Annotated in this window: 21 protein-coding genes and 2 tRNA genes; 12 read left to right on the top strand and 11 right to left on the bottom strand. The window is 54.4% G+C overall.

Annotated elements, in window-relative coordinates; genetic code table 11:
• Positions 1–193 precede the first annotated feature (193 nt).
• From LF95_RS04070 to LF95_RS04050, 5 genes are all read right to left on the bottom strand, one after another.
• Complete coding sequence (locus tag LF95_RS04070; RefSeq protein WP_073954821.1) at positions 194–1,531, bottom strand: RsmB/NOP family class I SAM-dependent RNA methyltransferase; 1,338 nt, start codon at positions 1,529–1,531, stop codon at positions 194–196.
• A 231-nt stretch (positions 1,532–1,762) separates the two neighbouring features.
• Positions 1,763–3,229, bottom strand: a complete 1,467-nt coding sequence (gene guaB, locus LF95_RS04065) for an IMP dehydrogenase (protein WP_073953799.1) — start codon at positions 3,227–3,229, stop codon at positions 1,763–1,765.
• Between the two features lie 266 nt (positions 3,230–3,495).
• A complete protein-coding gene (locus tag LF95_RS04060; protein WP_073954820.1) occupies positions 3,496–4,020 on the bottom strand; it encodes a PAS domain-containing protein in 525 nt (174 codons plus the stop codon).
• 342 nt (positions 4,021–4,362) lie between these two features.
• On the bottom strand, positions 4,363–5,166 hold the full coding sequence (locus LF95_RS04055; protein WP_073953798.1) for an RlmE family RNA methyltransferase: 804 nt from the start codon (positions 5,164–5,166) through the stop codon (positions 4,363–4,365).
• A 73-nt stretch (positions 5,167–5,239) separates the two neighbouring features.
• Positions 5,240–6,397 carry a Ppx/GppA phosphatase family protein gene (locus LF95_RS04050; protein WP_252509649.1) on the bottom strand — a complete coding sequence of 386 codons (1,158 nt, stop codon included), beginning with the start codon at positions 6,395–6,397 and terminating at the stop codon, positions 5,240–5,242.
• Positions 6,398–6,779: 382 nt separating this feature from the next.
• Between LF95_RS04050 and LF95_RS04045 the strand changes: the two genes are divergently transcribed.
• Positions 6,780–6,853, top strand: a tRNA-Gln gene (locus tag LF95_RS04045).
• Between the two features lie 83 nt (positions 6,854–6,936).
• Here LF95_RS04045 and LF95_RS04040 read toward each other — a convergent pair.
• Positions 6,937–7,839 (bottom strand): DMT family transporter, encoded by a 903-nt coding sequence (locus LF95_RS04040; RefSeq protein WP_073953797.1) that lies wholly within the window; start codon positions 7,837–7,839, stop codon positions 6,937–6,939.
• Positions 7,840–7,872: 33 nt separating this feature from the next.
• Positions 7,873–8,553: a metallophosphoesterase family protein gene (locus LF95_RS04035; protein WP_073953796.1), complete on the bottom strand. Its 681-nt coding sequence runs from the start codon at positions 8,551–8,553 to the stop codon at positions 7,873–7,875.
• A gap of 229 nt (positions 8,554–8,782) precedes the next feature.
• Between LF95_RS04035 and LF95_RS04030 the strand changes: the two genes are divergently transcribed.
• Positions 8,783–8,856 (top strand) — tRNA-Gln (locus LF95_RS04030).
• Between the two features lie 252 nt (positions 8,857–9,108).
• Entirely contained in the window at positions 9,109–10,032 is a 924-nt protein-coding gene (gene thpD, locus LF95_RS04025; protein WP_073953795.1) for an ectoine hydroxylase, read from the top strand.
• Between the two features lie 109 nt (positions 10,033–10,141).
• Here the strand turns inward: thpD and LF95_RS04020 are convergent, their stop codons facing one another.
• Together LF95_RS04020 and LF95_RS04015 are read right to left on the bottom strand one after the other, a co-directional pair.
• Positions 10,142–10,861, bottom strand: a complete 720-nt coding sequence (locus LF95_RS04020) for a 5-formyltetrahydrofolate cyclo-ligase (protein WP_252509648.1) — start codon at positions 10,859–10,861, stop codon at positions 10,142–10,144.
• Between the two features lie 130 nt (positions 10,862–10,991).
• On the bottom strand, positions 10,992–11,198 hold the full coding sequence (locus LF95_RS04015) for a cold-shock protein (RefSeq protein WP_073953794.1): 207 nt from the start codon (positions 11,196–11,198) through the stop codon (positions 10,992–10,994).
• Between the two features lie 540 nt (positions 11,199–11,738).
• On the opposite strand from LF95_RS04015, the gene LF95_RS04005 reads away from it, so the two are divergent.
• From LF95_RS04005 to LF95_RS03995, 3 genes are all read left to right on the top strand, one after another.
• Positions 11,739–12,767 (top strand): GGDEF domain-containing protein, encoded by a 1,029-nt coding sequence (locus tag LF95_RS04005; RefSeq protein ID WP_073953792.1) that lies wholly within the window; start codon positions 11,739–11,741, stop codon positions 12,765–12,767.
• 160 nt (positions 12,768–12,927) lie between these two features.
• Entirely contained in the window at positions 12,928–13,122 is a 195-nt protein-coding gene (locus LF95_RS04000) for a hypothetical protein (RefSeq protein ID WP_073953791.1), read from the top strand.
• Between the two features lie 17 nt (positions 13,123–13,139).
• Positions 13,140–14,174 (top strand): hypothetical protein, encoded by a 1,035-nt coding sequence (locus LF95_RS03995; RefSeq protein ID WP_073953790.1) that lies wholly within the window; start codon positions 13,140–13,142, stop codon positions 14,172–14,174.
• A gap of 118 nt (positions 14,175–14,292) precedes the next feature.
• Here LF95_RS03995 and LF95_RS03990 read toward each other — a convergent pair whose 3' ends face one another.
• On the bottom strand, positions 14,293–14,649 hold the full coding sequence (locus tag LF95_RS03990) for a hypothetical protein (protein ID WP_252509647.1): 357 nt from the start codon (positions 14,647–14,649) through the stop codon (positions 14,293–14,295).
• A 297-nt stretch (positions 14,650–14,946) separates the two neighbouring features.
• Positions 14,947–15,579 carry a LysE family translocator gene (locus LF95_RS03985; RefSeq protein WP_073953789.1) on the bottom strand — a complete coding sequence of 211 codons (633 nt, stop codon included), beginning with the start codon at positions 15,577–15,579 and terminating at the stop codon, positions 14,947–14,949.
• Positions 15,580–16,202: 623 nt separating this feature from the next.
• Between LF95_RS03985 and LF95_RS03980 the strand changes: the two genes are divergently transcribed.
• From LF95_RS03980 to rodA, 6 genes are all read left to right on the top strand, one after another.
• A complete protein-coding gene (locus LF95_RS03980; protein ID WP_073953788.1) occupies positions 16,203–17,756 on the top strand; it encodes a 2-isopropylmalate synthase in 1,554 nt (517 codons plus the stop codon).
• Between the two features lie 1,019 nt (positions 17,757–18,775).
• Entirely contained in the window at positions 18,776–19,816 is a 1,041-nt protein-coding gene (locus LF95_RS03970) for a rod shape-determining protein (RefSeq protein WP_073953786.1), read from the top strand.
• A gap of 120 nt (positions 19,817–19,936) precedes the next feature.
• Complete coding sequence (gene mreC, locus LF95_RS03965; protein WP_083607493.1) at positions 19,937–20,950, top strand: rod shape-determining protein MreC; 1,014 nt, start codon at positions 19,937–19,939, stop codon at positions 20,948–20,950.
• Positions 20,947–21,462 (top strand): rod shape-determining protein MreD, encoded by a 516-nt coding sequence (mreD, locus tag LF95_RS03960; protein WP_073953785.1) that lies wholly within the window; start codon positions 20,947–20,949, stop codon positions 21,460–21,462. The genes mreC and mreD overlap by 4 nt, the downstream gene beginning before the upstream one ends.
• Before the next feature lie 274 nt (positions 21,463–21,736).
• Positions 21,737–23,614: a penicillin-binding protein 2 gene (gene mrdA, locus LF95_RS03955; RefSeq protein ID WP_143181935.1), complete on the top strand. Its 1,878-nt coding sequence runs from the start codon at positions 21,737–21,739 to the stop codon at positions 23,612–23,614.
• Positions 23,615–24,775, top strand: coding sequence for a rod shape-determining protein RodA (gene rodA / locus LF95_RS03950; protein WP_073953783.1), 1,161 nt, complete (start codon positions 23,615–23,617; stop codon positions 24,773–24,775).
• Positions 24,776–24,807 lie beyond the last annotated feature (32 nt).

Genomic DNA, 24,807 nt, shown 5'->3' with positions numbered 1-24,807 from the left:
TGGCAGGTGAAAACACCGCCAGAGCAAACTGCGCGGGGCGTCGCCCCCGCCAGGTCACGTCCATGACCTGAAAAACGGCGCCCTGTCCCGCAATGGGACAGGGCGTTTTTCTGTGCAAACACATTTGGAACGCGAGAAAGCAGGCAGGCGCGATGGGCCCCGGCAGATGCCAGCACCAAGCCCCGCCCGCGCATCAACCCTTGTTCCCCTTGGCGGTGCGTTCAAACACCGCAACAAAGAAACCATCGGTTCCGTGCATATTGGGCGACAGGCGCAGCCACGGCTTGTCCTTGCCGCCCGGAACCGGCACCGATGCCGGGGCATCCGGCCAGACTTCGTTGATCGGCACGGCCTTGAAATCCTTGCGATCCCGCATGAAGGTTTCAATCAGGCGTTCGTTTTCCTCGGGCAAAATCGAACAGGTGGCGTAAATCAGGCGTCCGCCCTTAGTCACACGCGCCGCACCGGCCTTAAGGATTTTGCTTTGCTGAAGCGTGAGTGCGCGAATATCGCGCTGTCCGATCCGCCAGCGGAGCGCCGGGTTCCGGCGCAGCGTGCCCAAGCCCGAGCAGGGCACATCAAGCAACACACGGTCAAAAAAGCCCGATTTATTGCGCAGCCAGCTATCGCGTTCATCGGCAATGCTGCGCAGCTGAATACAATCGCCTGCCCCGGCCCGTTTGGCGCGTTTGCGGGCATTATCAAGGCGCGCTCCATGCGTATCACAGGCCAGAATACGGCCGCGCCCGCGCATATCGGCCGCCAGACCAAGGGTTTTGCCCCCGCCCCCGGCGCACAGATCCAAAATCTTCATGCCCGGCTGGGCATCCACCAGCTTCACACAAATTTGCGAGGCTTCGTCCTGAATTTCAATCAGGCCGTCCTTATAGGCCGCCGTGACCAGCATATTCAGGCCCAAGGGCAACCGCAGGCCATTGGGCGCATAGCTGGTACGTTCAATGCCCTTGATGCCATCCTGTTCAAGCGAGCGAATGGCACTATCGACACTGCCGCGCAGCGTATTAACGCGCAAATCCAGCTTGGCCGGCTGGTTATAGGCCGCCATTTCGGCGGGCAGATGTTCATGATGCAGCTTTAAAAGTTCCGCATACAGCCATTTTGGCAGTTCGGTTTTCACCGCACCGGGCTGGGCATCGTGGTCCAGCGCCTGACCGGACAGCTTGTTGATCAGGTGTTTTTCTACCGGATGCAACGGGGCCGGGCAAAACTGGTCGCCATTGAACATATCGTCAATATCATCAAGCGCGCGGCCATCTTTAAGCACCAGTGCCGCAATCATGCGCGCACGGCCATCCTGATGTTCATAACCGGCCTCTGCCAGCCACCAGCCCAAACGGGCCTGATGGCGGATCAGGTCATAGAAGCGTTCGCCAATTTCCCGACGGTCGCCACCGCCAATATAGCGACGGGTGCCAAAATAGCCCGAAATAACGCGGTCGGCGTCATCGCGGGTATGTGTCCAGCCATCATAAAGCTCAATAACGGCAGCTATGCGTGCTCCGGGTTTCAAAACGTACTTCCAGACCTGGTTAAATTGGCGTTCGCGGATCCAGCTCTGCAGGGGCGCTTGCCAATATCGATAAAAAGACGATGACGGCAGAAAATACATCCGCCGCCATCCACAATCCTGGCCGCTAATATCATGCCAGCCTGCCAACGCCAACCGTTTCGCATGCAAGGCAGGCCAGCAGTTCTATCAGGGCCACTTAACACCGCTTACTTACGCGCCAGAGCACCAGGCTCAGGCACCCGGGCGATAGTTCGGCGCTTCGCGGGTGATGGTCACATCATGGGCGTGGCTTTCGCGCAGGCCTGCATTGGTGATGCGCACAAAGGTTGCCCGCTCAGTAAAGTCCTTAAGCGTTGCCGAACCAGTATAGCCCATTGCCGCCTTCAAACCACCTACCAACTGGTGCACGATCTGGCTTGCCGGGCCTTTATACGGCACGCGGCCTTCAATGCCTTCGGGGACCAGTTTCAGGTTGTCTTTGACGTCTTCCTGGAAATAACGGTCTGCGGAGCCACGGGCCATCGCGCCGACCGAGCCCATCCCGCGATAGGATTTATAGGAACGGCCCTGATACAGGATTACCTCACCCGGGGCTTCGTCCGTCCCGGCCAGAAGCGAACCCACCATGCAGGTGCTGGCCCCGGCGGCCATTGCCTTGGCAATATCACCGGAGAATTTGATGCCGCCATCGGCAATGATCGGCACATCATGCTTATTGCCTTCGGCGGCACATTCCAGAATGGCGGTCAGCTGCGGCACACCGACACCGGCAACAATGCGGGTGGTACAAATCGACCCCGGACCGATACCGACCTTAACGGCATCCGCACCGGCTTCGATCAGGGCGCGAACGGCTTCGGGGGTCGCAACGTTACCGGCAATGATCTGGGTTTTGCCTGCACGGGCCTTCACCTGCTCGACCGCGGCAATAACGCCGGCACTGTGGCCATGGGCGGTATCAATCACCAGCACATCAACTTCGGCCTCGATCAGCGCCATCGAGCGGCGGAAACCTTCTTCGCCAACACCGGTGGCGGCAGCAACGCGCAGGCGGCCACTGGCATCCTTACAGGCATTGGGGTGCAATTTGGCTTTTTCGATGTCCTTGACCGTGATCAGGCCGGTACAACGATAGTCATTATCCACCACCAGCAGCTTTTCAATGCGGTGCTGGTGCAAGAGCTTCTTGGCCTCGTCGGTATTAACGTTTTCCGTCACCGTCACCAGGTTTTCATAGGTCATCAGTTCGGAAACCGGCTGTGCCCGGTTGGAGGCAAAGCGCACATCACGGTTGGTCAGAATGCCAACCAGCTTTTTGGTGTTGCGTTCCACAACCGGAATACCGGAAATATGGTTGGCATCCATCAGGCCAAGGGCATCGGCCAATGTCTGGTCCGGGTGAATGGTGATCGGGTTGACGACCATGCCGGATTCAAACTTCTTTACCCGGCGCACTTCTTCGGCCTGCTGGGCAATATCAAGGTTTTTATGGATAACGCCCATACCGCCGTTCTGCGCCATGACAATTGCCATCGGGCTTTCGGTTACGGTATCCATTGCCGAAGACAGCAGCGGTACACGCAATTCGATTTCACGGGTAAGACGGGTATTGGTTTGTACCTGTGCCGGCAGGACCGAACTGGCCGCGGGCTTGATCAGGACATCGTCGAAAGTCAGGGCTTCTTCGATACGGGACATCTATACCACCTCGTTAATCTGAGTTGGCGCGGAACTTATACACGTTATGGCTCCCATGCCAAGGGATAGCCACACAATGCAGCCCTGAAATTTTATTGCTGCATTGTTTTTCCGTTTCCGTTAGATACTGGTCGATGGGGCTGCTGTTTGGCACAGCCCCTTTTTTGTGTCTGCCAGCCCCCCGGCAATGTTATCGGTCGAGCATGATCAGCATGATCGTTAACGCAAACGGAAAAAACGCGGCCACCGAACAGGCAACACACAATTTACAAAGCGAAAACGAACTGATCATAATCCATCCTCTGGGATTGTAAAAATGCCGTCAGGGTCGCCGTACCCTGCGCCATGCCATCACGCCGGTTTTGCAACGCCTGCTCTGCCGCGCAAAGCTGCCGGTAAAGCCCTGCTGCGGCCGTCACCGCATCGCGCCGGGGTTTACGCCGATAGGAATGATAGCCGCGAATAATGCCATCGGCACCAAAACTGGGTGTTACATTGGCCAGCACCCAATAATGGTCGCCATTGACTGACCGGTTAATCACATAGGCAAAAATCTCGCGCCCTTTGGCAAGGGTCTCCCACATCAGCGAAAAAACACATCTGGGCATATCAGGATGCCGGATAATGCTGTGGGGCTGGCCCAAAAGGTCATCCTCGCGATAGCCCGATATGCGTAAAAACACATCATTGGCATAAGTGATCCGCCCTTTCAGGTCGGTCTTGCTCACGATGATTTCATTTTCGTCAAAATGGCGCTCGACCCCGGTCAGGCGCAAATTTTCCTGCTTCATCAGAAACCCCCAAATTTCTGACATGCAGGGTTTTCAACCCACAACCATGTCAGCCCCGCGCGCATTCCCGAAATTGCCAGGGAATCCCCGCTCCAATTCCCGCACGTCTCCAAACCCCTCTCCCGGAAAAGCGCCCTAAATCTATAACCCTCCTTTTGCATAGCGTGTTTGACCTAACGCAAAAAAGCATTCGCCCCTTTGAATTTTGCCAATCCCAAAATCAATGCCTCTTGGCACACAACAAAAAACGCGCCGGAAACTTATTCCGGCACGTTGCCTGTGCGACCTCAAAGCGGGCCACATAAAACACAGTTCCAAATAGAAGAGCTTAAAGCCGCAGGGTCACAGCGGCGACCAGTCCCGGTCTTCGGGCAATTCAGCCGAGGCAATATCGGTTTCGGCATTGTTTTGCCCGCGAAAACCCGTGGCAATCAAATAGGTTTCCGGGCTTTCGGCGCGCGATGCCGGCGGCTTGGCATGCTTGGAGACACGGAAATGCTGCTTGATGCGGTTCAAAAGCTCGGTTTCCGTACCGCCCTTAAACACCTTGGCAATGAAAATGCCATTCGGGGCCAAGACTTCCTCGGCAAATAACAGGGCATGCTCTACCAGATCAATAATGCGGATGTGGTCCGTCTGGCGATGGCCGGTGGTTTCGGGCGACATATCGGAGATCACGGCATCCACCGGCCCTTGCAGGGCATGTTTGATCATGTCCGGTGCGGCAGAGTCCAGGAAATCGGCCTGCAGGCAGGTAGCGCCCGGCACCCCTTCCCATTCCAGAATATCAAGCCCGACAACCTGGCCGCGCCCCTGCTTGGAGCCAACCATATCAACCGCCACCTGCGTCCAGCCGCCCGGTGCCGCGCCAAGATCCACCACCCGCATGCCGGGCTTGAGAATGTCGAACTGGTTGTTGATTTCAATCAGCTTGAACGCCGCACGGGAACGATAGCCCAAACGGCGGGCTTCCTGAACGTAAGGGTCGTTCAATTGCCGGTCGAGCCAGCGTGTCGAGGAAATTTTGCGCCCCTTGGCACTTTTAACGCGCGTGCGCAGCCCGCGACGCGCGCCGGTATCAATCGCGGCAATGGCCGAGCCCTTGCGGCGGCGTCCGCCACCTTTTCCGCTGCGTTGATCGGTCATAAGAAAATCCTGAAATTAAAATGTCTAAATGAAAAGGGCGACCGGCAAAGATGCCGCGAACCGCCAAAAGCGGTCAGACAGAAACCGGTATCCGGTCCCCTGTATGACGGCGCGCTTCGCACGGGTCAATAGCGTGGCCGTCCGCGCGCATCAAATCGACCAAAATGCCCTCGCGCAAACCGCGATCGGCCACCTTTAACGTCGCCAACGGCCAAATATCACGAATGGCGGCAAAAATGGCGGCCCCGGCATCCATCAGTTCGGCCCGCTGGTTGCCAATACACGGATGGCCCTTGCGTTTGTCCGCTTCCATGCGCAACAAAAGCTCGGTTACACGTTCGGCATCGTCAAACCGCAAATCAGACCCATCAACCTTATGGCGCTCATAGCGTTCAAGGCCAAGGGCTATGCCACAAAAGGTGGTCACGGTGCCCGATGTGCCAATCATCTGGACCTTGTTGTCATCGAGAATATCCGAACAGCAATTGCGCTGGGCAAAATCCTCCAACCGTTCGCGAATTTCGCTGCGCATGGCCTCAAACCGGTCCCGGCGATTTTCAACACCGGCATACCGTTCGGTCAGACACAACACGCCGCACGGCATGGACAGGGTTTCAATGCAGCTGGTTTCCCCGGTTTTGGCCACCTTGATCCAGCAAATTTCGGTGCTGCCGCCGCCAATATCAAATACAATGCCATAAGGCCGTTCATCAAGCAGCGCCGAACAGGCCTGCAGGGCCAGGCGGCTTTCTTCTTCGGGGTTGATAATATCAAGGGTAATGCCAGTTTCCGCCTCGACCTGGCGGATAAATTCGTCGCGATTATCGGCGGAACGGCAGGCTTCGGTCGCCACCGCGCGCAATTTAATACCGGGATGCTTGCGCAGTTTTTTGGCACAAATCCGCAATGCCTCAATCGCCCGGTCCATCGCCCCCTGGCACAAATACCCCTTTTCGCGCACACCTTCGCCCAGGCGTACAACGCGCGAAAAGGCATCTACGACCTTAAAGCCGCTATTGCACGGGCGCGCCACCAGCAACCGGCAATTAGAACTGCCAAGGTCAATGGCACCAAAAAGCGGAGGATGACTGCTGAGATGACGGGCATGCCCAGCCGTAGAACCGGCTTGACCCTGCAAAGGTGCCTTCAACGCGCGATCCCCGGGCACAACATTCCCGGAATCGAGCCTGACCGACCCGCCGGATGCGTTATGGGGAAAACCGTGTGCCACCTTCACATTATCCTTTGCCTGTTACCGAGGGCCTCCATTTGGGCCTCTCTTGCCGAGTGTCAACGTAAACCGTCATTTCCGCGATAACATCCCCCCTGCCACGAGACAACATGGCGAATTGGAAACAGTGTGACCACGAAAACGCCGAATCTGTCACATAAGTGTACCGAGAATGCAAAATAACGCAAATCCCCCATTTACTTTGTGGTTAAATCAATGGGGCCGGTCACAAAACCGTCAGGACAATTTATAAAGTTTCATATAGGGGCGATCCGTCGTTTTCGCATCAGAAAATGACAAATTTTCAAAAAAACGCTTGCCAAACCCCAGGCGTTTTTATAAACACCGCTCCACGCCAAACGGCGTGACATAAAAGTTCTGCTGGGGGATAGTTTAACGGTAGAACTACGGACTCTGACTCCGTCAGTCCTGGTTCGAATCCAGGTCCCCCAGCCAATATCTCCTTACAGATATACTTTCAAAACGCGACAGTCATGATGTCGGATGGGTATTTCTTAAATCCCCTTACCGGACAGGCATCAATCGCGCGACATTGCCGCTTTGACCTTCTCTCTTTGCGCGGCCACCAATCCGGCCGATGCAATAAGCACAATGCCCGCAAATCCCCAAAAGTCCGGCATCTCGCCAAACCAGACCATTCCCCAGATCACGCTAAATACCAGATAACTGTAATCAAACGCCGCGACCACCGCAGGCGGCCCGATTTGATAAGCAACAGCTGCCCCGACACTGCCAATCAAAATCAACACCGCCAACGCTGCGACCATCAGCATCAAATCGACGTTAACGGGCTGCCACGGCCCCACCAGGAACGATCCCTTAACACCGGAAAACATTCCTAGCAGGAGGCCAGACAAAATAAAGGCCACATTCAGAACAACGGCCAGAACAAACGGGTCGTCACGTTGACATTTCGTCGATGTCAGCACCATCGCGCAGGCATACAAAATTGCAGCCAAGACAGGTAACAATGCGGCCCCGTCAAACCCGGCCATATCGGGGCGAATAACAAACAACACCCCGACAAAACCCAGAACGATTGCCAGAAGCGCACGAACGGATGGAATTTTACGCGACAGAACGGCTACAATTATCAAAATGAAAATGGGGCTGGTGTAATACGCCGCAGCAGCCAAGGACAACGGCACCCGTGGCAAACTGACATAGTAACTCAGCCACATCACCACCAATAAAACACTTCGCAGCACAGCCCAGCGCGAAACACGAAACCCCGCCCCCCGATGCCAGACAAGCAACATCAAAGGCAAAATCGTCAGTGCAGAGCGCAGAATAAACATCTGCCACAACGGCAAGGACAGGTTTGCCGCCTTGATAATGGCATCGCCCAGCGAAAGCGCCAAAACGGAAACCACAATCGCCAAGACAGCTTTCAGGGTACTGGCGGAGGATGTTTTGGGCATCTGAAGCCTTTTTACAGTATAATAAAAACTTGCTTACAAATCCTCAGCGGACAGCAAAAATACCTCAGCCCCGTCCAGGCCGCGCACCGGCGTACCATAGGCCGTTTTGCCAATGTAACTGTGGTGCATATGCCCGTGCACAAACAATTTGGCCCCCATTTTCAGGCCCAATCGGTCAATTTCCAGTGTACCATATTCATGGCAGGAAGGTGCCTCGTGGCTGACCAACACATCGCAGGACAGCGCGGATAGAATTTCGTGATCCTCGGGGAAGATCGTATCACGCTGGCGCAGCGGAATACCCTTGCGCCAGCGCGCATGGTGCCGTGTAACGGCAATCATATCCTCTCGCGTTTGGAAAACCGGGCTTTTATGTCCAATAGGGTACCAAACGCGCCCACGATAAATCCCGCCCAAACCGGCAACGGTAATATCACCATCCCGGCACGCCATCGTCACCGCACGATTACCCAAATTCCCCTCGGGATAATCCTCGAACAGAAAGTCATATTGGGCGGCATCGGTGCAGTCATGATTGCCCAAAATCCACCAGCATTGAACACCCCGATCAATCACCGGCGCCAACACCTCGCGAAAGGGACGCTGCAAATCAAGATCGCCCACAATAACAACATGTTCAGGGCGGTGCTGTTGAACAGCCTCGACCAGGGGATCAAAATTGCGGTGCGGATCACCATAAAACAGCACGGGCATTGCGGGCTCTTATCTCTTGTCTTCTTAACAGCAGTCAGGGCTGGATATCGGGCATGACCATAATGACAGACATCACAGAACAGTCATACCATTGCGGGACCAAAGCCCAAGGCGGAATTTGAAAACAACACCCAAAGAAACGTTTTTTCCCCGCCCTCTATTGACAAGCAACGCCGCCTCGGTTAACCACTCATCCGCGCAGCAATCATGGCTGCATACCGGGTACTGCTGGGGAATAGGTTAACGGTAGACCCACGGACTCTGACTCCGTTAGTCCTGGTTCGAATCCAGGTTCCCCAGCCAATTTTCCTTACCTGCCCTTCCATATCGGCCAAACAGGCATTATGCAGGCTTCCGTACCCGGTCCTGAAAAGGATCGTTGTCGGCGCAAAAAATCTGCCATTCAAAAACAGAATATCGCCGCGTTCGGGATTTGAAAAACGCAACAGAACTTTCCCGAAAATATCTGGAACAGATGGCAGAGCACGTCGTTAAGTGTGGGCGACATTTTACAATGCAACGCATGCAGATAGTGCGCAAGCAAAGGAGCATGAGATGCTTGAAGATATGTATCGATCTCGCAAAGACCAAGAACCCCGTATCTATGACCGTAAAGACCCCGTGATCTGGTCCCGAAAGGGCAGCAGCACGGTTCTAAGCCGCGCGCAGGAAGATTTTTATGAGCAAAATGGCTTTTTGTTCATCGAAAATGTTTTTAGCGCCGATGAAATTGCCACCCTTCGCCGGGAAGCCGAAACCCTGCGCAAAAACGGCGCAAGCGAAGAGGATGTCATTCGCGAACCCGCTAGCAACGCCGTGCGCAGCGTGTTTCGCATTCATGAAAAGAACCGGACCTATCTGGACCTGATGGCAGATAACCGGCTGGCCGCCATTGCCGAACATATTTTGAATGATGACGTTTACATTCACCAGTCGCGCGTCAATTTCAAACCGGCCTTCAAGGGCAAGGAATTTTACTGGCATTCGGACTTTGAAACCTGGCACACCGAGGATGGCATGCCGCGCATGCGTGCCCTTTCAATGTCGATCACACTGTCGGAAAACACGCCCTATAACGGCCCGCTGATGCTCGTACCCGGTTCACACAAGACGTTCATTTCCTGTGTCGGGGCAACACCGGATGACAATTACAAAAGCTCCCTCAAGGCGCAAAAAATCGGCACGCCGGACGAACAAAACCTGACGGAAATGATAAGGAAGCATGGTCTTGTTGCCCCCACCGGACCCGCAGGGTCTGTGCTGATATTTGACTGCAACACCCTGCATGGGTCAGGCAACAACATCACCCCGTTTCCGCGTTCCAATGCGTTTTTCGTTTATAACAGCATGAAAAACCGCGTTGTTGCGCCGTTCGCGGCATCTTCCCCGCGCCCGGATTTCCTGGCAAAACGCCAGAATATTCGGCCCATCCGGGAACGCCCGCAGCCAGTTGCCCATTATTTGCATGCGGCTGAATGACCAGCAGGCACCATAAGATCAAACAACATACACGGGACAGGTACCCTTCAAAACATGGACCTGTCCCATTTTATGTCGAGGCTAAAGGCATTATTACAACCTGGCGAGTTCAGGACGGCGGGAATGATGAAAAATGCCGCACGGCCTCTTCCGTAATCAGGATATCCATCGGCACATCAAACGGGTGAGGGAAAATACTGGGCAGGCCGGCATGAGCTAAGCCAATACCGATCACGACAGGCTTTGTCTTAAGGGCTGCCAGGGTACGATCAAAAAAACCACCCCCATATCCCAGACGGTATCCCTGCTGATCAAACCCCACCAAGGGGGCCAAAATCACGTCGGGCACAACCTGCTCCAACTTGGCGGGAATGTCGATACCGGCAAAACCGGTCGTCATTTCGCAACCCGGCGCCCAGCGGCAAAAAACCATTGGCTGATGACGTGCGATTACAACCGGCAAAGCCGCCCCACCACCGCGCCTAACATGATCGGCAATCACATCACGCACATCAATTTCGCCCTGCACCGGCCAATAAAAGCCAACACATGCCTTTTTAGGCACAATGCGCGAGATCAAAACCGCATCCAGCTTACGGCAAATTTCGGCCTGTGCGGCAGAACGCGCCGTTTCCGACATATCCTGGCGAACCGCAAGAAGGGCCTGTCGCACCTGTTTGCGCCAGTCCGCAACATGGCGGGCATCAGCAGGTGGCGATTTTACCAGTTCTGAAAAATCGGGGGGCATGGCGAACCCGGTGGATAAAGGCGAACCGGGACGATTGGCATCAGGCGTGGGACGCCCGTCTGTTTTATCGGAATTTTTCATGTTCCGTCCTCCCGGCATGGGCGGGAACCAAAGCCCAAAGCCCGCGACCCAAACAGGCACCATAAACGACTAACGCGCCGGTGACCGGCGCGTTAACGGTTTGTCAGCAATGCTGCAATCCAAATCGATATTAGAGGAGAGCAAGATCTTCCGCCGACATGCGGCCGTTGCGACCTTCAATCAGCTCGAACTGAATCTTCTGGCCTTCATCAAGACCCTGGAGTCCAGCGCGCTGAACCGCGGTAATATGCACAAAAGCATCTTTTCCGCCTTCATCGGGGGTAATAAAACCATAACCCTTGGTCGCGTTGAACCACTTAACCGTTCCGGTAGCCATATCAGTAGTCGTCCTTAAGTTTGATATGCATGTCCTTCACACGGGAAGGACACCAGTGCAAGTCCTGCTGTCTTCCAATGATCAAGCCCAAATCCCCTTTCAACCGGAAGGCAACCAGAGTGACCCCTGAAACACTGCATTGTTTCGATAATAACGCGAAAAATATCCGGGGTGCAACGAAATCATATATTAAGAAATGTTTTCTTTTGGACCTTTTCAAAATGGCTCTCAAAGCGCTGCGCACCTGTTCTTTTTACGCCATTTCCGGCAATAACTATTCTTACGAATTACACATCACACCCAAAAGTATCGTCCATTATTCTCTAAACGACAAAACTCCTGATCATACCGGCGATAGACAATTGCATTAGGACCAAGAAGGGTGCATTAAGATTAATAAACAAATTTGACACGTCTGGTGATCGGGGCTGTAAAGACAAAAAGTCCGATGGCACGAAAACCGGCCCATCATATAAACAGAGCAAACGCTGCGGGATTTAGAGCCAACCTTTTTAGGATACCGGATCGGATAAGCATCAAGTGACCGCTGCGACAAAAATATCCAACCCGCGAGACATCGCCCAAAACGCGATGGCAATGATTACGGACCTTAACCTGCAACCAACCCCGCAGGTTTACCATGTTTTCTACGCCTATCTTGCCGACGAAATTTCGGAACTGAGCCAGATCATTCGGGTTTTGGTGCGCAATACGCAGGATTTGAACGAAGAAACCGTTTACCGACTGTATCACAAATATCTGGGCGTTGGCGCCGTTGACAAGCAACTGACTGCCGGTGTGGCCGGCTTGCAGGCCGCCGTTGAATGGGTAGAGGATGCGGTTGACGAAGTCTTGCGCGAAACGGAAGGTTTTTGTTCGCATCTTGACGATGCCGCCAGCCGCTTTAGCGACAACAACATCACCATTGATGAAGTCCGTGACATTACAACCGGGCTTGCCGATACCACCAACAACACCCGCCAGCGCTGTGTTGAATTTCAGGGCTCGCTTGAACATTATCATGGCGAAGTCCGCCGCGTGCGCAACGAGCTAGAACTGGTTCGACGCGACGCCCTGACAGACACATTAACCGGCATTGCCAACCGTAAAATGTTTGACGCCTCTTTGCGTGAAGCTGTGACCAACAGCATGGAAACGGGCAACCCGTTGACCCTGCTGATGATCGATATTGACCGCTTCAAACATTTTAACGACACCTATGGCCACCGTGCCGGTGATGGCGTGCTTAAGGAAGTGGCGCGCGTGCTGGTGAATTCCACCAAAGGGGCCGATACCGTCGCCCGGTATGGCGGCGAGGAATTCGCCATCATCCTGCCTGATACAACCCCGGAAAACGCCGAAAAGCTGGCTGAAAAACTGCGGCAGAATGTATCCTCGCGGCGCATTCGCAACAAAAAAACCGGCAAAGATTTCGGCCAATTGACAGTTTCGATCGGGCTTAGCGGCCTGAAGCTCGGCGAGAATATTCTTGAATTCATCGACCGGGCGGACGAGGCCCTTTATCGCGCCAAACAGGCTGGTCGCAATACCTGCATCCGTCTCGACTGATCCGGGTCTGTTCCCCTGCCCGGTTTTTCGGCCTTTTTCCCATAATTGGTGAACCATGTTACACTAGCATGCCCTTAAGCATGCCGCATATGCTTCCGGTCCCAATATGACATGAAGGCCATAAAGCCGCGACAGCATTGGAATTTCACAAAAAAACGTCATGGTTGCCGATCTTGCAATGTTGTGCGCCCAAAGGCCGGAAAACGGTCAAAAGGCAAATATGGCGATTGCAAAACGTGACGGGAACAAGGTATTTTTGCTGTTGCAAGGCGTTACGAGCAGTCTGGCATGCGCAGGAAAACACATCCTGTCGACAACAAAAATCAAACAAGCGTCTGCAAAGACAGGCCTTTAACGGGCGGAACCAGCAAGATGAACAAGCAGATACGCGAACGCAAACTTGACCTTCAGCACAAAATTTTCCGAACGTTCGAGGAATGCCATTTCCAGAAATCAGACATCTCGCATGAATCGCTGTTTGTCCTGAAAATGAGCGAAGGTTCTACCGTATCCCTGCCTTTGCGTGCGGTCTGCCGCGAATTTGGCATTGACGAAGAATCCAACGATGGTGAATTGATCGGCCTTGTCGACAAGGCCCTGGATTTTATCAATGTCCTGCGCCCGGGCGACGATTTGCCGCTTGAAGTTCTGACAGGCGAAGCATCATGGAAGGTTGACACCAACCACCAGCAAATCGCCTATAACCGCGTCACCATGCAGCTTGTGACATGGATGTCGGGCAGCGAAGAACTGATCACCGACCCCGAAAAACTGATGCAGATTGCCGAAGACCCGGCCACCAAACGCAAAATCAATGATGCCTTTGACGAAGTCGCCGACAAGCTGGGCATGGGCCGGGAAAACCGCGAGGAAGTGATCAACCTGGTGCACCAGGTCGCCGATGAACTGGCCTATATTGAAACCCTGCGTGAGAAATATCGCCTGGTCAAAATGGTCAATTCCAAACTGCAGGAATTACGCCGTATTTATGCCCATGAAAAAGGGGTGCTTGAAACCGTCACCCAGGTCATTCGCCTGATCGACGATGCCATGAAGCAGTTTGAAACATCTTTTGACGAAATTGATGCCAATACCGGTGAAATCATGTCGGTTCTGCGCAATTTCACCACCCAGCGCCAATATATCCGCACAAAACGCGATGATCTGTTTCGCCGCCTGCGTGCCTGGGAACCGCTATTTGATCGCTGGGTGGAATTCACGCCCGAACGCGGGCCGGAAACCGTCCGTCTGGTGCGCGATACCTATCAATTCCTGGCCCCGCGTTTCATGAAGGTCAAGGAATGGCTGATGATCACCAAGGTGCAGGATGGCATTACCGCCGGGCAAAATTTCAAAGATGAAAAAGAACGCATGAATGCCCTGAAGGGCAAAATGATGCAGTGGTAAACCCGGTCAGCGACCGACCAGAACCCTTGCAGTATAACGGTTTTTGCCCCTATATCCGGCATTGCGCGTAGCTTTGGTTGCGCCGGCTTGGCCGGCACGATCACTAAAACAACGCCTCCTAATTTTTGGTAATTTTAATCGCGATATTTCCCTCAAGAACCGTTAGCGCCTTCTTGGCGGAAACTGGCATCGGTACACGTTGCTCGATGCAAAAAGCAATCAGGGCCGCAGCAAGCTCCGCCCCTGATGAAGGAATGAACAAAGAATGCCCGTCATCAGGAACCAGCTCCAGCGTCACGACAATTTCCGGGCTGGTGGTGATTTTGAGCTTACCGATCTGACCGGCAGGCAACGGCTTTCCAATACGGCGGCGATGTCCGGTAATGGCCTTGATGACTTCAATATTTTCAAAAATGATACAGCGTAATTCACGCATCCGTTGCTTTTCCCGGCTATTGGGCGGGCCGCTGGGCATCGCGGACCCTCCATCACTCTTTCCTGCGCCCCGTTTCGCCACAATCAAACCCGCAAACATCGCCATGCCAGTAATAACGGCACGATGCTTTTGATACTTTGATAATCCCGGCACTCCCGAAGCAGATAATTTATCCCTAAATTCTAGTCCATTTTAAGGGGCGGGGAATAGACTAAAGAGACTGAAAACCTTGCCTTTTCGGTCTTCCTATCCTTACAAACAGGCTCGCTCTGCTATCTGTCAAACAGCTTATTTAAGGCTGGTGTTTGCGATGTGTTACTGCGCCCCGCTGTAAAGTCAGCTTGATGCCAACCAGATCCCGACCCCGATCATCAAGGTACCGGCAATGCGGTTGAGAATGCGAACATTCCCGCTTTTTTCCAGAAAATGTCGCAGCGATTTACCGCCCGTTGCATACAGGATCAGGCAGCCCAGCTCGGTGATCAGCAAAATTGTCACCAAAAGTGAAAGCTGCGGCATTATGGGCTGATCAACATGAATAAAGGGCGGCAACAATGACACCATAAAAGCCCAGCCTTTGGGGTTGGCAATGGCGGTAACGAACCCCTGGCTTGCCAATGCCGCCGCCTTTGCCGGTTTGCCCGCCGCCATACCGGCGGTTGCATCAAGCGACAGGGCCATGCGCCCGCGTGACCGCCACATCTGAATGCCCAAATAGGCCAGATACGCACCACCAACATATTTGAACACGGCAAAAACCGCCGGATATTCCAGCATGACCGCCGCGACCCCCAATGCCGCTGACAGCGCAACAATGGCCACTCCAACCAATTCACCCGCCATCATCCAGAAGGTTCGGCGCACTCCAATGGTCATCCCCATCGTCAGCGCCAGGGTCATGCACATCCCCGGTGTGATCGAGACAAAAAAGGCTGTTGGAATAAAGGCTGCCAAAAGTGACAGATTCATTTTTTACATCCAGTTTAAAAAGTCGGCCTGCATCTTCCGGCATATACCATGTCGGGCTTTTCGCCAACGGTCTGCACGATGGGAACATATAAACTTTTTCACACCCAAACCAGCCCGTTCCTGAACAAAGCAAATTTGCCAACACCCCAAAAAAAGGGGCATCACAAAATCTGCTGGCCGGGCGCGACCGCCCGCATTGGCAAAAACGCGCAAAAAATACGCTAGAAGAGTACAAAAATTACTTGACCTGATCGTCCATGACGTTGACATTAACTCATCAACCAACTGTGATTTTACCTGATCAGAAGACCGATGTTCGCAGAACAGACCATTCACATTAATCGCGCCACATGCGCCGTTGCCGTTTTGGCAAACGGGCGGGCGATTATGTCTGATGCGCTTCTACTATCGGGTCTTCTAGGTTGTGCCGCTCGCGGGTCGCTACGACTTACCCGCCCCTGAGCGTTCCACCCGAGGCCACCATACCCGACATAGCGGTATGAGACGTCGCCTCGCAGCTCAGGGGAACCAGCCGCGCCGCATTTCAGGCCCGCATTGAATTTCCGAATATTTTCATATGATTACAGGGCATTCTGGCCCGACCAAGAACAGGAAACGAAGTCATGGCAAGTTCGCAAGACAACCGCGTCGTCATTTTTGACACCACCCTGCGTGATGGGGAACAATCCCCCGGCGCATCAATGTCGCTCGATGAAAAACTGCGTGTTGCCCAGGCGCTGGCCGAACTGAAAGTCGATGTCATCGAGGCCGGTTTTGCCATTGCATCGAACGGCGACTTCCGTTCCGTCAATGAAATCGCCAAACAGATCAAAGGCCCGACCATTTGTTCATTGGCCCGTGCCACCAAAGGCGACATTGAACGTGCCGGCGAAGCCCTCGTCCCGGCGGAACAGAAACGTATTCATACGTTCATTTCCACCAGCCCGCTGCATATGAAATACAAATTGCAGATGGAGCCGGAACGCGTGCTGGAAAAGGTCAGCGAAAGCGTCGCCTTTGCCCGTCGCTTTACCGACGATGTCGAATGGTCCGCCGAAGACGGCTCGCGCACCGACCACGACTTTCTGTGCCGCTGCGTAGAAGCCGCGATTGACGCCGGTGCCACCACCATCAACATCCCCGATACGGTTGGTTACACCACGCCCAGCGAATATGCCGCGACCATGACCATGCTGTTTAATCGCGTGCCCAATATCGACAAGGCGATCCTGTCGGTCCATTGCCACAACGATTTGGGGCTGGCGGTTGCCAACTCGCTGGCCGCTGTTCAGGCTGGTGCCCGCCAGATCGAATGCACCATTAATGGTTTGGGCGAACGTGCGGGGAATGCCGCACTCGAAGAAATCCTGATGGCGCTGCAAACCCGCAACGACGTCATGCCTTATTCCACCGGGCTGGATTCCACCAAAATCATGAATGCCTCGCGCCTGGTTTCGGCGGTTTCGGGCTTTGTCGTGCAGCCCAACAAGGCCATTGTTGGTGCCAATGCCTTTGCCCATGAAAGTGGCATCCATCAGGACGGCTACCTGAAACATGCCGAAACCTATGAAATCATGAAACCGGAAAGCATTGGGCTGAACAAGTCCAGCCTGGTGATGGGCAAGCATTCCGGTCGCCATGCGTTTAAGGAAAAGCTCAAGGAACTGGGCTTTGGCGAAATGGGCGACAACGCCATTCAGGATGCGTTTGACCGTTTCAAGGAACTCGCCGACAAGAAAAAAGAAGTTTATGACGATGATATCGTCGCCCTGGTTGATGACGGCCTGCGCGATAACGAACACATTAAGTTTGTGTCCTTGGGCGTTGTTTGTGGCTCCAAGGGCCCGCAGGTTGCCGAACTGGAACTGACGGTCAATGGCGAGACCAAAACCGCCAAAACCACCGGCGACGGCCCGATTGACGCCACCTTTAACGCTATTCAGGAAATTTACCCGCATAATGAATGGCAATTGAAGCTCTATCAGGTGCATGCCGTAACCGAGGGCACCGATGCCCAGGCACAGGTGACGGTGAAACTCGAAGGTGACGGCCGTACCGTGATTGGCAACGCCTCCAGCACAGATACGGTTGTTGCCTCCTGCATGGCCTATGTGACGGCGGTCAACAAGCTGATCCTCAAAAGCGAGAAAACAGCACCTGACGCCATTGCCTCATAACCAGGCAAAACAGGGCTAAAACGATCAGCCCGCATCCTATATTTTATCAACGGGCGGTCAATTTGGCCGCCCGCTTTGCATTACAAAGGCCAACTACCGCCGATTCGCTGTCCCTGATGCGATATAGACGACCAATTGGCGTCAAAATTCAACTTAAACGGAAATTTTACCCCATCCTGGCCAAATATCGCATTCCGCACGGTCGGCATTGCTGTGTCTTCATCGCGATATGCGCCCGTTTTTTGCAGCAACTGGCGTAAATTTTCTGCACCACACCCTCTCAGGGTTTCTGCCGATTTACATTTTTAGCGCCGCCACCCTGCCGCCAATCATATCCACGATCCGCCGCAAGTCTGTGAGATACGGTAAAAAGTTGGCGTTATTTTGCATTCATCAACATTACACAGACAAATTGATCCTGTTTTTGCTTTTGCACCAAAACAACGACCATAAGTTGAAATGATCGCAAACCGGCACAAAATATTCGAAGGCACAGCAACACCCAAAACAGAGCCGGGACAAGCAACGCATCCCCACCGCGCCAGCATAGCCAGGTGCAATGCCGATATATGAGGACAGAATGACTGTCGATCACTGGCAAACCACCCGGGGATCAGGCTCCCCCGACGAAACCCGCGTGAATTGTTGATTTTTGGTCTGGAAGGCAGCGGAAAAATGCTGTTGGCATGCCTGAAACACCGCGCGGGGACATCTTGCTGATCATGGCCGCACTACCATTTTACCGGATTTATCGAGTCCTTTTGACCTTTCCAAAGACCGGCCCTGTCGCGCCCCTTAAAACTACAATTATAAATTGAACACATATGCCGGCGCGATCTGATATCAACCTTTCTGCTGGTCAAAAAGGGCAAATTCACGTTAAGCACGGCAAAGGCAGGGGCGGCCTTAACTATTCCGCAATCCGTTGCAGTTTATTCGTGCATAGGCGCTCTCGCTGCGCTATCTAGAGCGATACATTCGCGTTTAAGAGTTTTCTATTACCGGGGCATAGGGCAGGAATGTTTTCCAAACTGCTTGGGATATTATCCTCCGACATGGCGGTCGATCTTGGCACCGCCAACACGTTGGTTTACGTAAAGGGACGCGGAATTGTCCTTAACGAACCTTCGGTCGTTGCAATCACCGACGAGAAAGGCAAAAAACAGGTTCTCGCGGTTGGTGAAGAAGCCAAGCTGATGTTGGGCCGTACCCCTGGATATATTCAGGCGATCCGCCCGTTGCGTGATGGCGTCATCGCCGAGTTCCACATTGCCGAAGAAATGATCAAGCATTTCATTCGCAAGGTGCATAACCGGCGCAATTTTGCCAGCCCGGAAGTCATTATTTGTGTGCCGTCGGGCTCCACGGCGGTTGAACGCCGCGCCATTCAGGAAAGTGCCGAAAGTGCCGGTGCGCGCAAAGTCTGGCTGATTGACGAACCGATGGCCGCAGCAATTGGTGCTGGCCTGCCCGTTACCGAACCGACGGGCTCAATGGTTGTTGATATTGGCGGCGGCACCACCGAGGTCGCCGTTCTGTCATTGGGCGGTATCGTTTATGCCCGCTCCGTGCGTGTTGGTGGCGACAAAATGGATGAGGCCATCATTGCCTATATCCGTCGCACCCATAACCTGCTGGTCGGTGAAAGCACCGCCGAACGGGTCAAAAAGGAAATTGGTTCTGCCTGTGCGCCTGACGATGGCGATGGTGCCACGATGGAAATTCGGGGTCGCGACCTGATGAATGGCGTACCAAAGGAACTTCTGATTTCCGAACGTCAGATCGCCGAAAGCCTTGCCGAGCCGGTTTCGGCCATTATCGAGGCCGTCAAGGTCGCGCTGGAACAGACCCCGCCGGAACTGGCTGCCGATATCGTTGATAAAGGCATTGTTCTGACCGGTGGTGGTGCGATGCTGGGCAACCTGGATTACGTGCTGCGCCACGCAACCGGCCTGCCGGTTTCGATTGCCGACGATCCGCTTTCCTGTGTTGCGCTGGGTACCGGCCGCGCTCTGGAAGAAAAGAAAATGCTGCGGAACGTGTTGCACACCGCCTATTAAGGTTTGTGTGAGAAAATCTACGCCGGGCCGCATCCTTGACTGGACGCGACTCGGCGTTTTTATTATCATTAGTTGCGACGAATAGTTTTTCGACGACACGCGGGGAATACGGGGAAAAACGTGGCTCAACATAGTGGTCCACAACAGCGCATTTTTTCGCCGATCCGTACGGCACTTCACCGGTTTGCGTTCATTCTGCTGATTGTTTCATGTTTTGCCCTGATGTTGCTGGGCAAGGCGGACACAGTATTGATCGAACGTATTCGCGGGGCAGCCGTTGATCTGGTATCACCCATCATGAGTCTTGCCTCCCGTCCGGCGGCCAGCATTGATGATGTGACCAGCCGTATTGAAAGTTTTGCCAATCTGTACGAGGAAAACCTGCGCCTGCGCGAAGAAAACCGCGAATTACTGGCCTGGCAGCAGATTGCGCGGAACCTGAACTACGAAAACAAACGCCTGCGCGAACTGACCCATTTTGCCAATCCGCCTGCTCAGCACGAAGTCAGCGCGCGCGTCATTGCCGATATGGGCGGTGCCTTTGCCCAAAGCATGATGATCAGTGCAGGCACCCGCGATGGCGTAAACAAAGGTCAGGCCGTTTTATCTGACGAGGGGTTGATTGGCCGGATTGCCGATGCCGGTTATCAGGCATCGCGTGTTCTGTTGATTACCGACATCAATTCGCGCATCCCGGTCATGATCGAAAACAGCCGCGACCGTGCCTTTCTATCAGGTGACAATACCGACCGGCCGATCCTGACCTTCCTGACCGCCGATGCCTCGATTGCACCGGGCGACCGGGTTTTGACATCGGGTCACGGTGGCGCCTTTCCCCCAGGCATTCCGGTGGGCATCGTTTCGTCGGTATCGGAAAATGCCGTGCGGGTTGCCCCGCTGTTTCGCCGTCACCAGGTGGAATATCTGCGTGTGGTCAATTATGGGCTGGCCGGTATCCTAAAGGACCCGGATGCCCTGCATTCCATGCCGCATCTTGAACAGGAAAACCAGACCGTTAACGGCATAAACCTTGCGACCGGTGTAGGTGTGGCCCCGCTGCCCGATGATGGTATGCCAGATGACCAAGCACCCTTCACCAGCCCGCCATCAGGTAACGCAGGCACCCGGCCGTGAAACCCGGCGTATGGCAACGCCTTGACGTCATCGCAAGATCGACGGTTCCGGCATTTAGCGTTTTTGTCCTGCTTTTGATCGGGCTTTTGCCCTATAGCGTCCCAGAACTGGCGGATGTCACCCCTGCCCTGACCCTGATGGCCGTGTTTTTTTGGGCCGTGAACCGCCCGGATTTAATGACCGGCTTTGCCGCCTTCATGCTGGGCCTGATCCAGGATTTGTTAACCGGGTTGCCGCTAGGCGTTAGCTCGCTGGTGTTTCTTCTGGTACAGGCGGCCAGCGCCAATCAGGGGCGGTTCTTTCACAACAAGGCCTTTACCGTCATGTGGTGGGGGTTTGCCATTGTCGCCGGTCCGGCATTTTTGCTGCAATGGTTATTTAGTTCGGCGTTAAGCGGGGCGCTGTTGCCTTTTCAGCCATTGATGATTAGTTACCTGATCACCGCTGGCATGTTTCCGCTGGTGGCCTGGATTTTGGTGCGCATTCAGAACGGGCTGTTGCGCAATCTGTAATCAGGGACCGGCACCAGCATTCGGACCAACCGCAAATTTGACGGATTCCACGCTGTTTCAACAGTCGGGATCATCCGCCAGTGACCGGCCATTATTGTTTTGTTGCACTGCCTGCATTTAGCCGTAAAACCGGCCTCAATGCTGACAAGATGGTTTTCATATCCGCCCGCCAGCGGTAAAATAACATTGCCTTTGCCTGCTGTGCTTCGCAACATAGCAGCCGAACACGGATACCGACCTACCAATGTGGCACCGAGATTCAGACAGATACCGCATGTTTACCCGCCGTGCCATTATGCTGGGCGCGGGACAGGGCGTGTTGCTGACCGGCCTTGCCGCCCGCATGTATTATCTGCAAGTCATGGAGCGTGACCGCTACGCCACCCTGGCCGATGACAACCGCATTTCGCACCGCCTGCTACCACCCCCGCGCGGCATCGTCACCGACCGGTTTGGCGCACCGCTGGCGGTTAACCGCCAAAACTATCATATCCTGATCGTGCGCGAACAAAGCCCGGATGTGCGCAAAACACTGACAATCCTATCCCAGGTCATTGAAATAGCCCCTGAAACAATTGACCGCGTTGAAGAAGATGTAAAACGTCGCCGGTCTTTTGTCCCTGTTACAGTGCGCGATAACCTGACCTGGGATGAAGTCGCCCGGGTTGGCGTAAACGCCCCCGACCTGCCGGGCATCATCATTGATGCCGGGCGGTCCCGTGATTACCCCGAAGGCCCGCATTTGGCCCACACACTGGGTTACGTTGCGGCCGTGGCCGAAAGGGATTTGACCGGCGATCCGCTTCTGGAACTACCGGGATTTCGCATTGGCAAAAGCGGCATTGAAAAAACCTATGATATGTCCTTGCGTGGCAAGGCTGGCACCAGCCAGGTGGAAGTCAATGCGCTGGGCCGCGTCATTCGCGAACTTGACCGCGAGGAAGGCGAAAGCGGCGAAACCGTTGTTCTGACACTCGATATCGAATTACAGCGATATGCCAATCAGCGCCTTTCGGAATATGAAAGTGCCGCTGCTGTGGTGATGGATGTTTACAATGGCGATGTGCTTGCCATGTCCTCCCACCCCACATACGACCCCAACAGCTTTACCAACGGTATTTCCCACAAATTGTGGGACAGCCTGATCAATAACGAATATGCGCCGCTATCAAACAAGGCGGTTAACGGCACCTATGCGCCCGGTTCCACCTTCAAAACCTGTGTCGCCCTGGCCGCCCTTGAGGCCGGAGTTATCACGCCGGAACAGCGTTTTTTCTGCCCCGGGCATCTTGATCTGGGCAATGCACGGTTTCATTGCTGGAAACGCGGCGGGCATGGCTGGGTTAATCTGCACGACTCCCTAAAGCATTCCTGCGACGTTTATTATTACGAGGTCTCGCAGAAGCTGGGCATCGACAAAATTGCCGCAATGGCAAAGCGCATGGGCCTTGGCGACCCAACCGGTATCGACCTGCCCTCTGAACGGGGCGGGCTGATGCCGACACGGGAATGGAAAGAAACCCAGCTTGGCAAACGCTGGCAGGGCGGTGAAACGCTGATTTGCTCCATCGGTCAGGGCTATGTGCTTGCCACACCGCTGCAACTGGCAACCATGACGGCCCGTCTGGCATCGGGCAAGGCGGTCACCCCGCATCTCACCCGCGATCATGTCGCGCCAGATGATATTACCGCGCGCAGCGATGCCGAATTCCCCGATCTGGGCATCCCGCGCCAGCATTTGAATTACGTTCGCGACGGCATGAATGGCGTGACCAACGAATTGCGCGGCACGGCCTATCGCTCGCGCATTAGAATAAAGGGGCTGGAAATGGCCGGTAAAACCGGCACCAGCCAGGTGCGTCGCATTTCCATGCACGAACGCCAGACCGGCGTTCTCAAGAATGAAGAATTGCCGTGGAAATACCGTGACCATGCGCTGTTCATCGCCTTTGCCCCGGTTGAAAACCCGCGCTATGCCTGTGCTGTTGTGGTAGAGCATGGCGGGTCGGGCTCTGGCGTGGCCGCACCGATTGCGCGTGATCTTCTTACCCGCGCACAGGAGCTCAAATCCAGTCGCCCCGGTGTTTCTGCCGTAAACATCCAGTCGGCGTCACAAATTTTGCGAACCTCCAGCAAAAAACAGGAAAGCTAAATGGCATCGCGCTATCGCATTGGCCAGGACCCCGATTATGTGCCTTTGGGGCGTCGTTTGTTATTAATGAACTGGACGCTGGTGCTTTTGCTGACCATCCTGTCCTGCATCGGTTTTGCCATGCTCTATTCGGCGGCCAACGGGTCCCTTCAACCCTGGGCGGAACGACAAATGATGCGGTTTGTCGCCGGGCTGGTTTTTATGATCCTGATTGCGCTGACCGATGTGCGCATCTGGCTTAAAATGTCCTATGCCGCCTATGTCGTTTCCCTGATTCTGTTGGTCGCCGTTGAGATCAAGGGCGATATTGGCATGGGGGCACAACGCTGGATCAATCTGGGTTTTTTCCAGTTACAGCCCTCCGAACTGATGAAAATCTCGCTGGTTCTGGCACTGGCGCGCTATTTTCACGGCCTGACGATTGAGGAAACCGGGCGCATTCCGCTGCTTATTCCGCCGCTTTTGATGGTTATGGCACCTGCCGCCCTGGTGTTGCGCCAGCCGGACCTTGGCACCGCGCTGTTGCTGATTGCCGGGGGGGGCGTTATTTTCTGGCTGGCCGGAGTCCGCATGTGGAAATTCGGCGTTATTCTGGGCGGGGCGCTGGCCGCCATTCCCATTGGCTGGCAATTCCTGCGCGACTATCAAAAAAACCGGGTTCTCACCTTCCTCAACCCGGAAAATGACCCACTCGGCGCGGGCTATCATATTACCCAGTCCAAAATCGCCCTGGGATCTGGTGGCTTGTTTGGCAAGGGTTTCATGCTGGGCTCGCAAAGCCACCTTAATTTCCTGCCGGAAAAACAGACCGACTTTATCTTCACCATGCTGGGCGAGGAATTTGGCCTGGTGGGCGGCATTGCCCTGTTGCTGCTTTATACCCTGGTGATCGTTTATGGCTATGTCATTGCCCTGCGCTGCGCCAACCAGTTTGGCCGCCTGGTGGCCATTGGCATCACCACCACATTCTTTCTGTATGTCTTCATCAATATCGCGATGGTGATGGGGCTTATCCCCGTGGTGGGGGTTCCATTGCCGCTGGTGTCCTATGGCGGCACGGTGATGATGACCATCCTGGTCAGTTTTGGCCTGCTGATGAGCATCAGCATCCACCGCGATGTGCGCATCTCGCGCCAGGGCAATGATGACGGACGCCATTAACAAAAATGCAAAAAATCCGGCTCGGATCAAAA

Origin of the sequence: Thalassospira sp. TSL5-1, from assembly GCF_001907695.1 — a bacterium.
Lineage (GTDB): Bacteria > Pseudomonadota > Alphaproteobacteria > Rhodospirillales > Thalassospiraceae > Thalassospira.
This window is presented reverse-complemented; position numbering and strand designations above follow the sequence as displayed.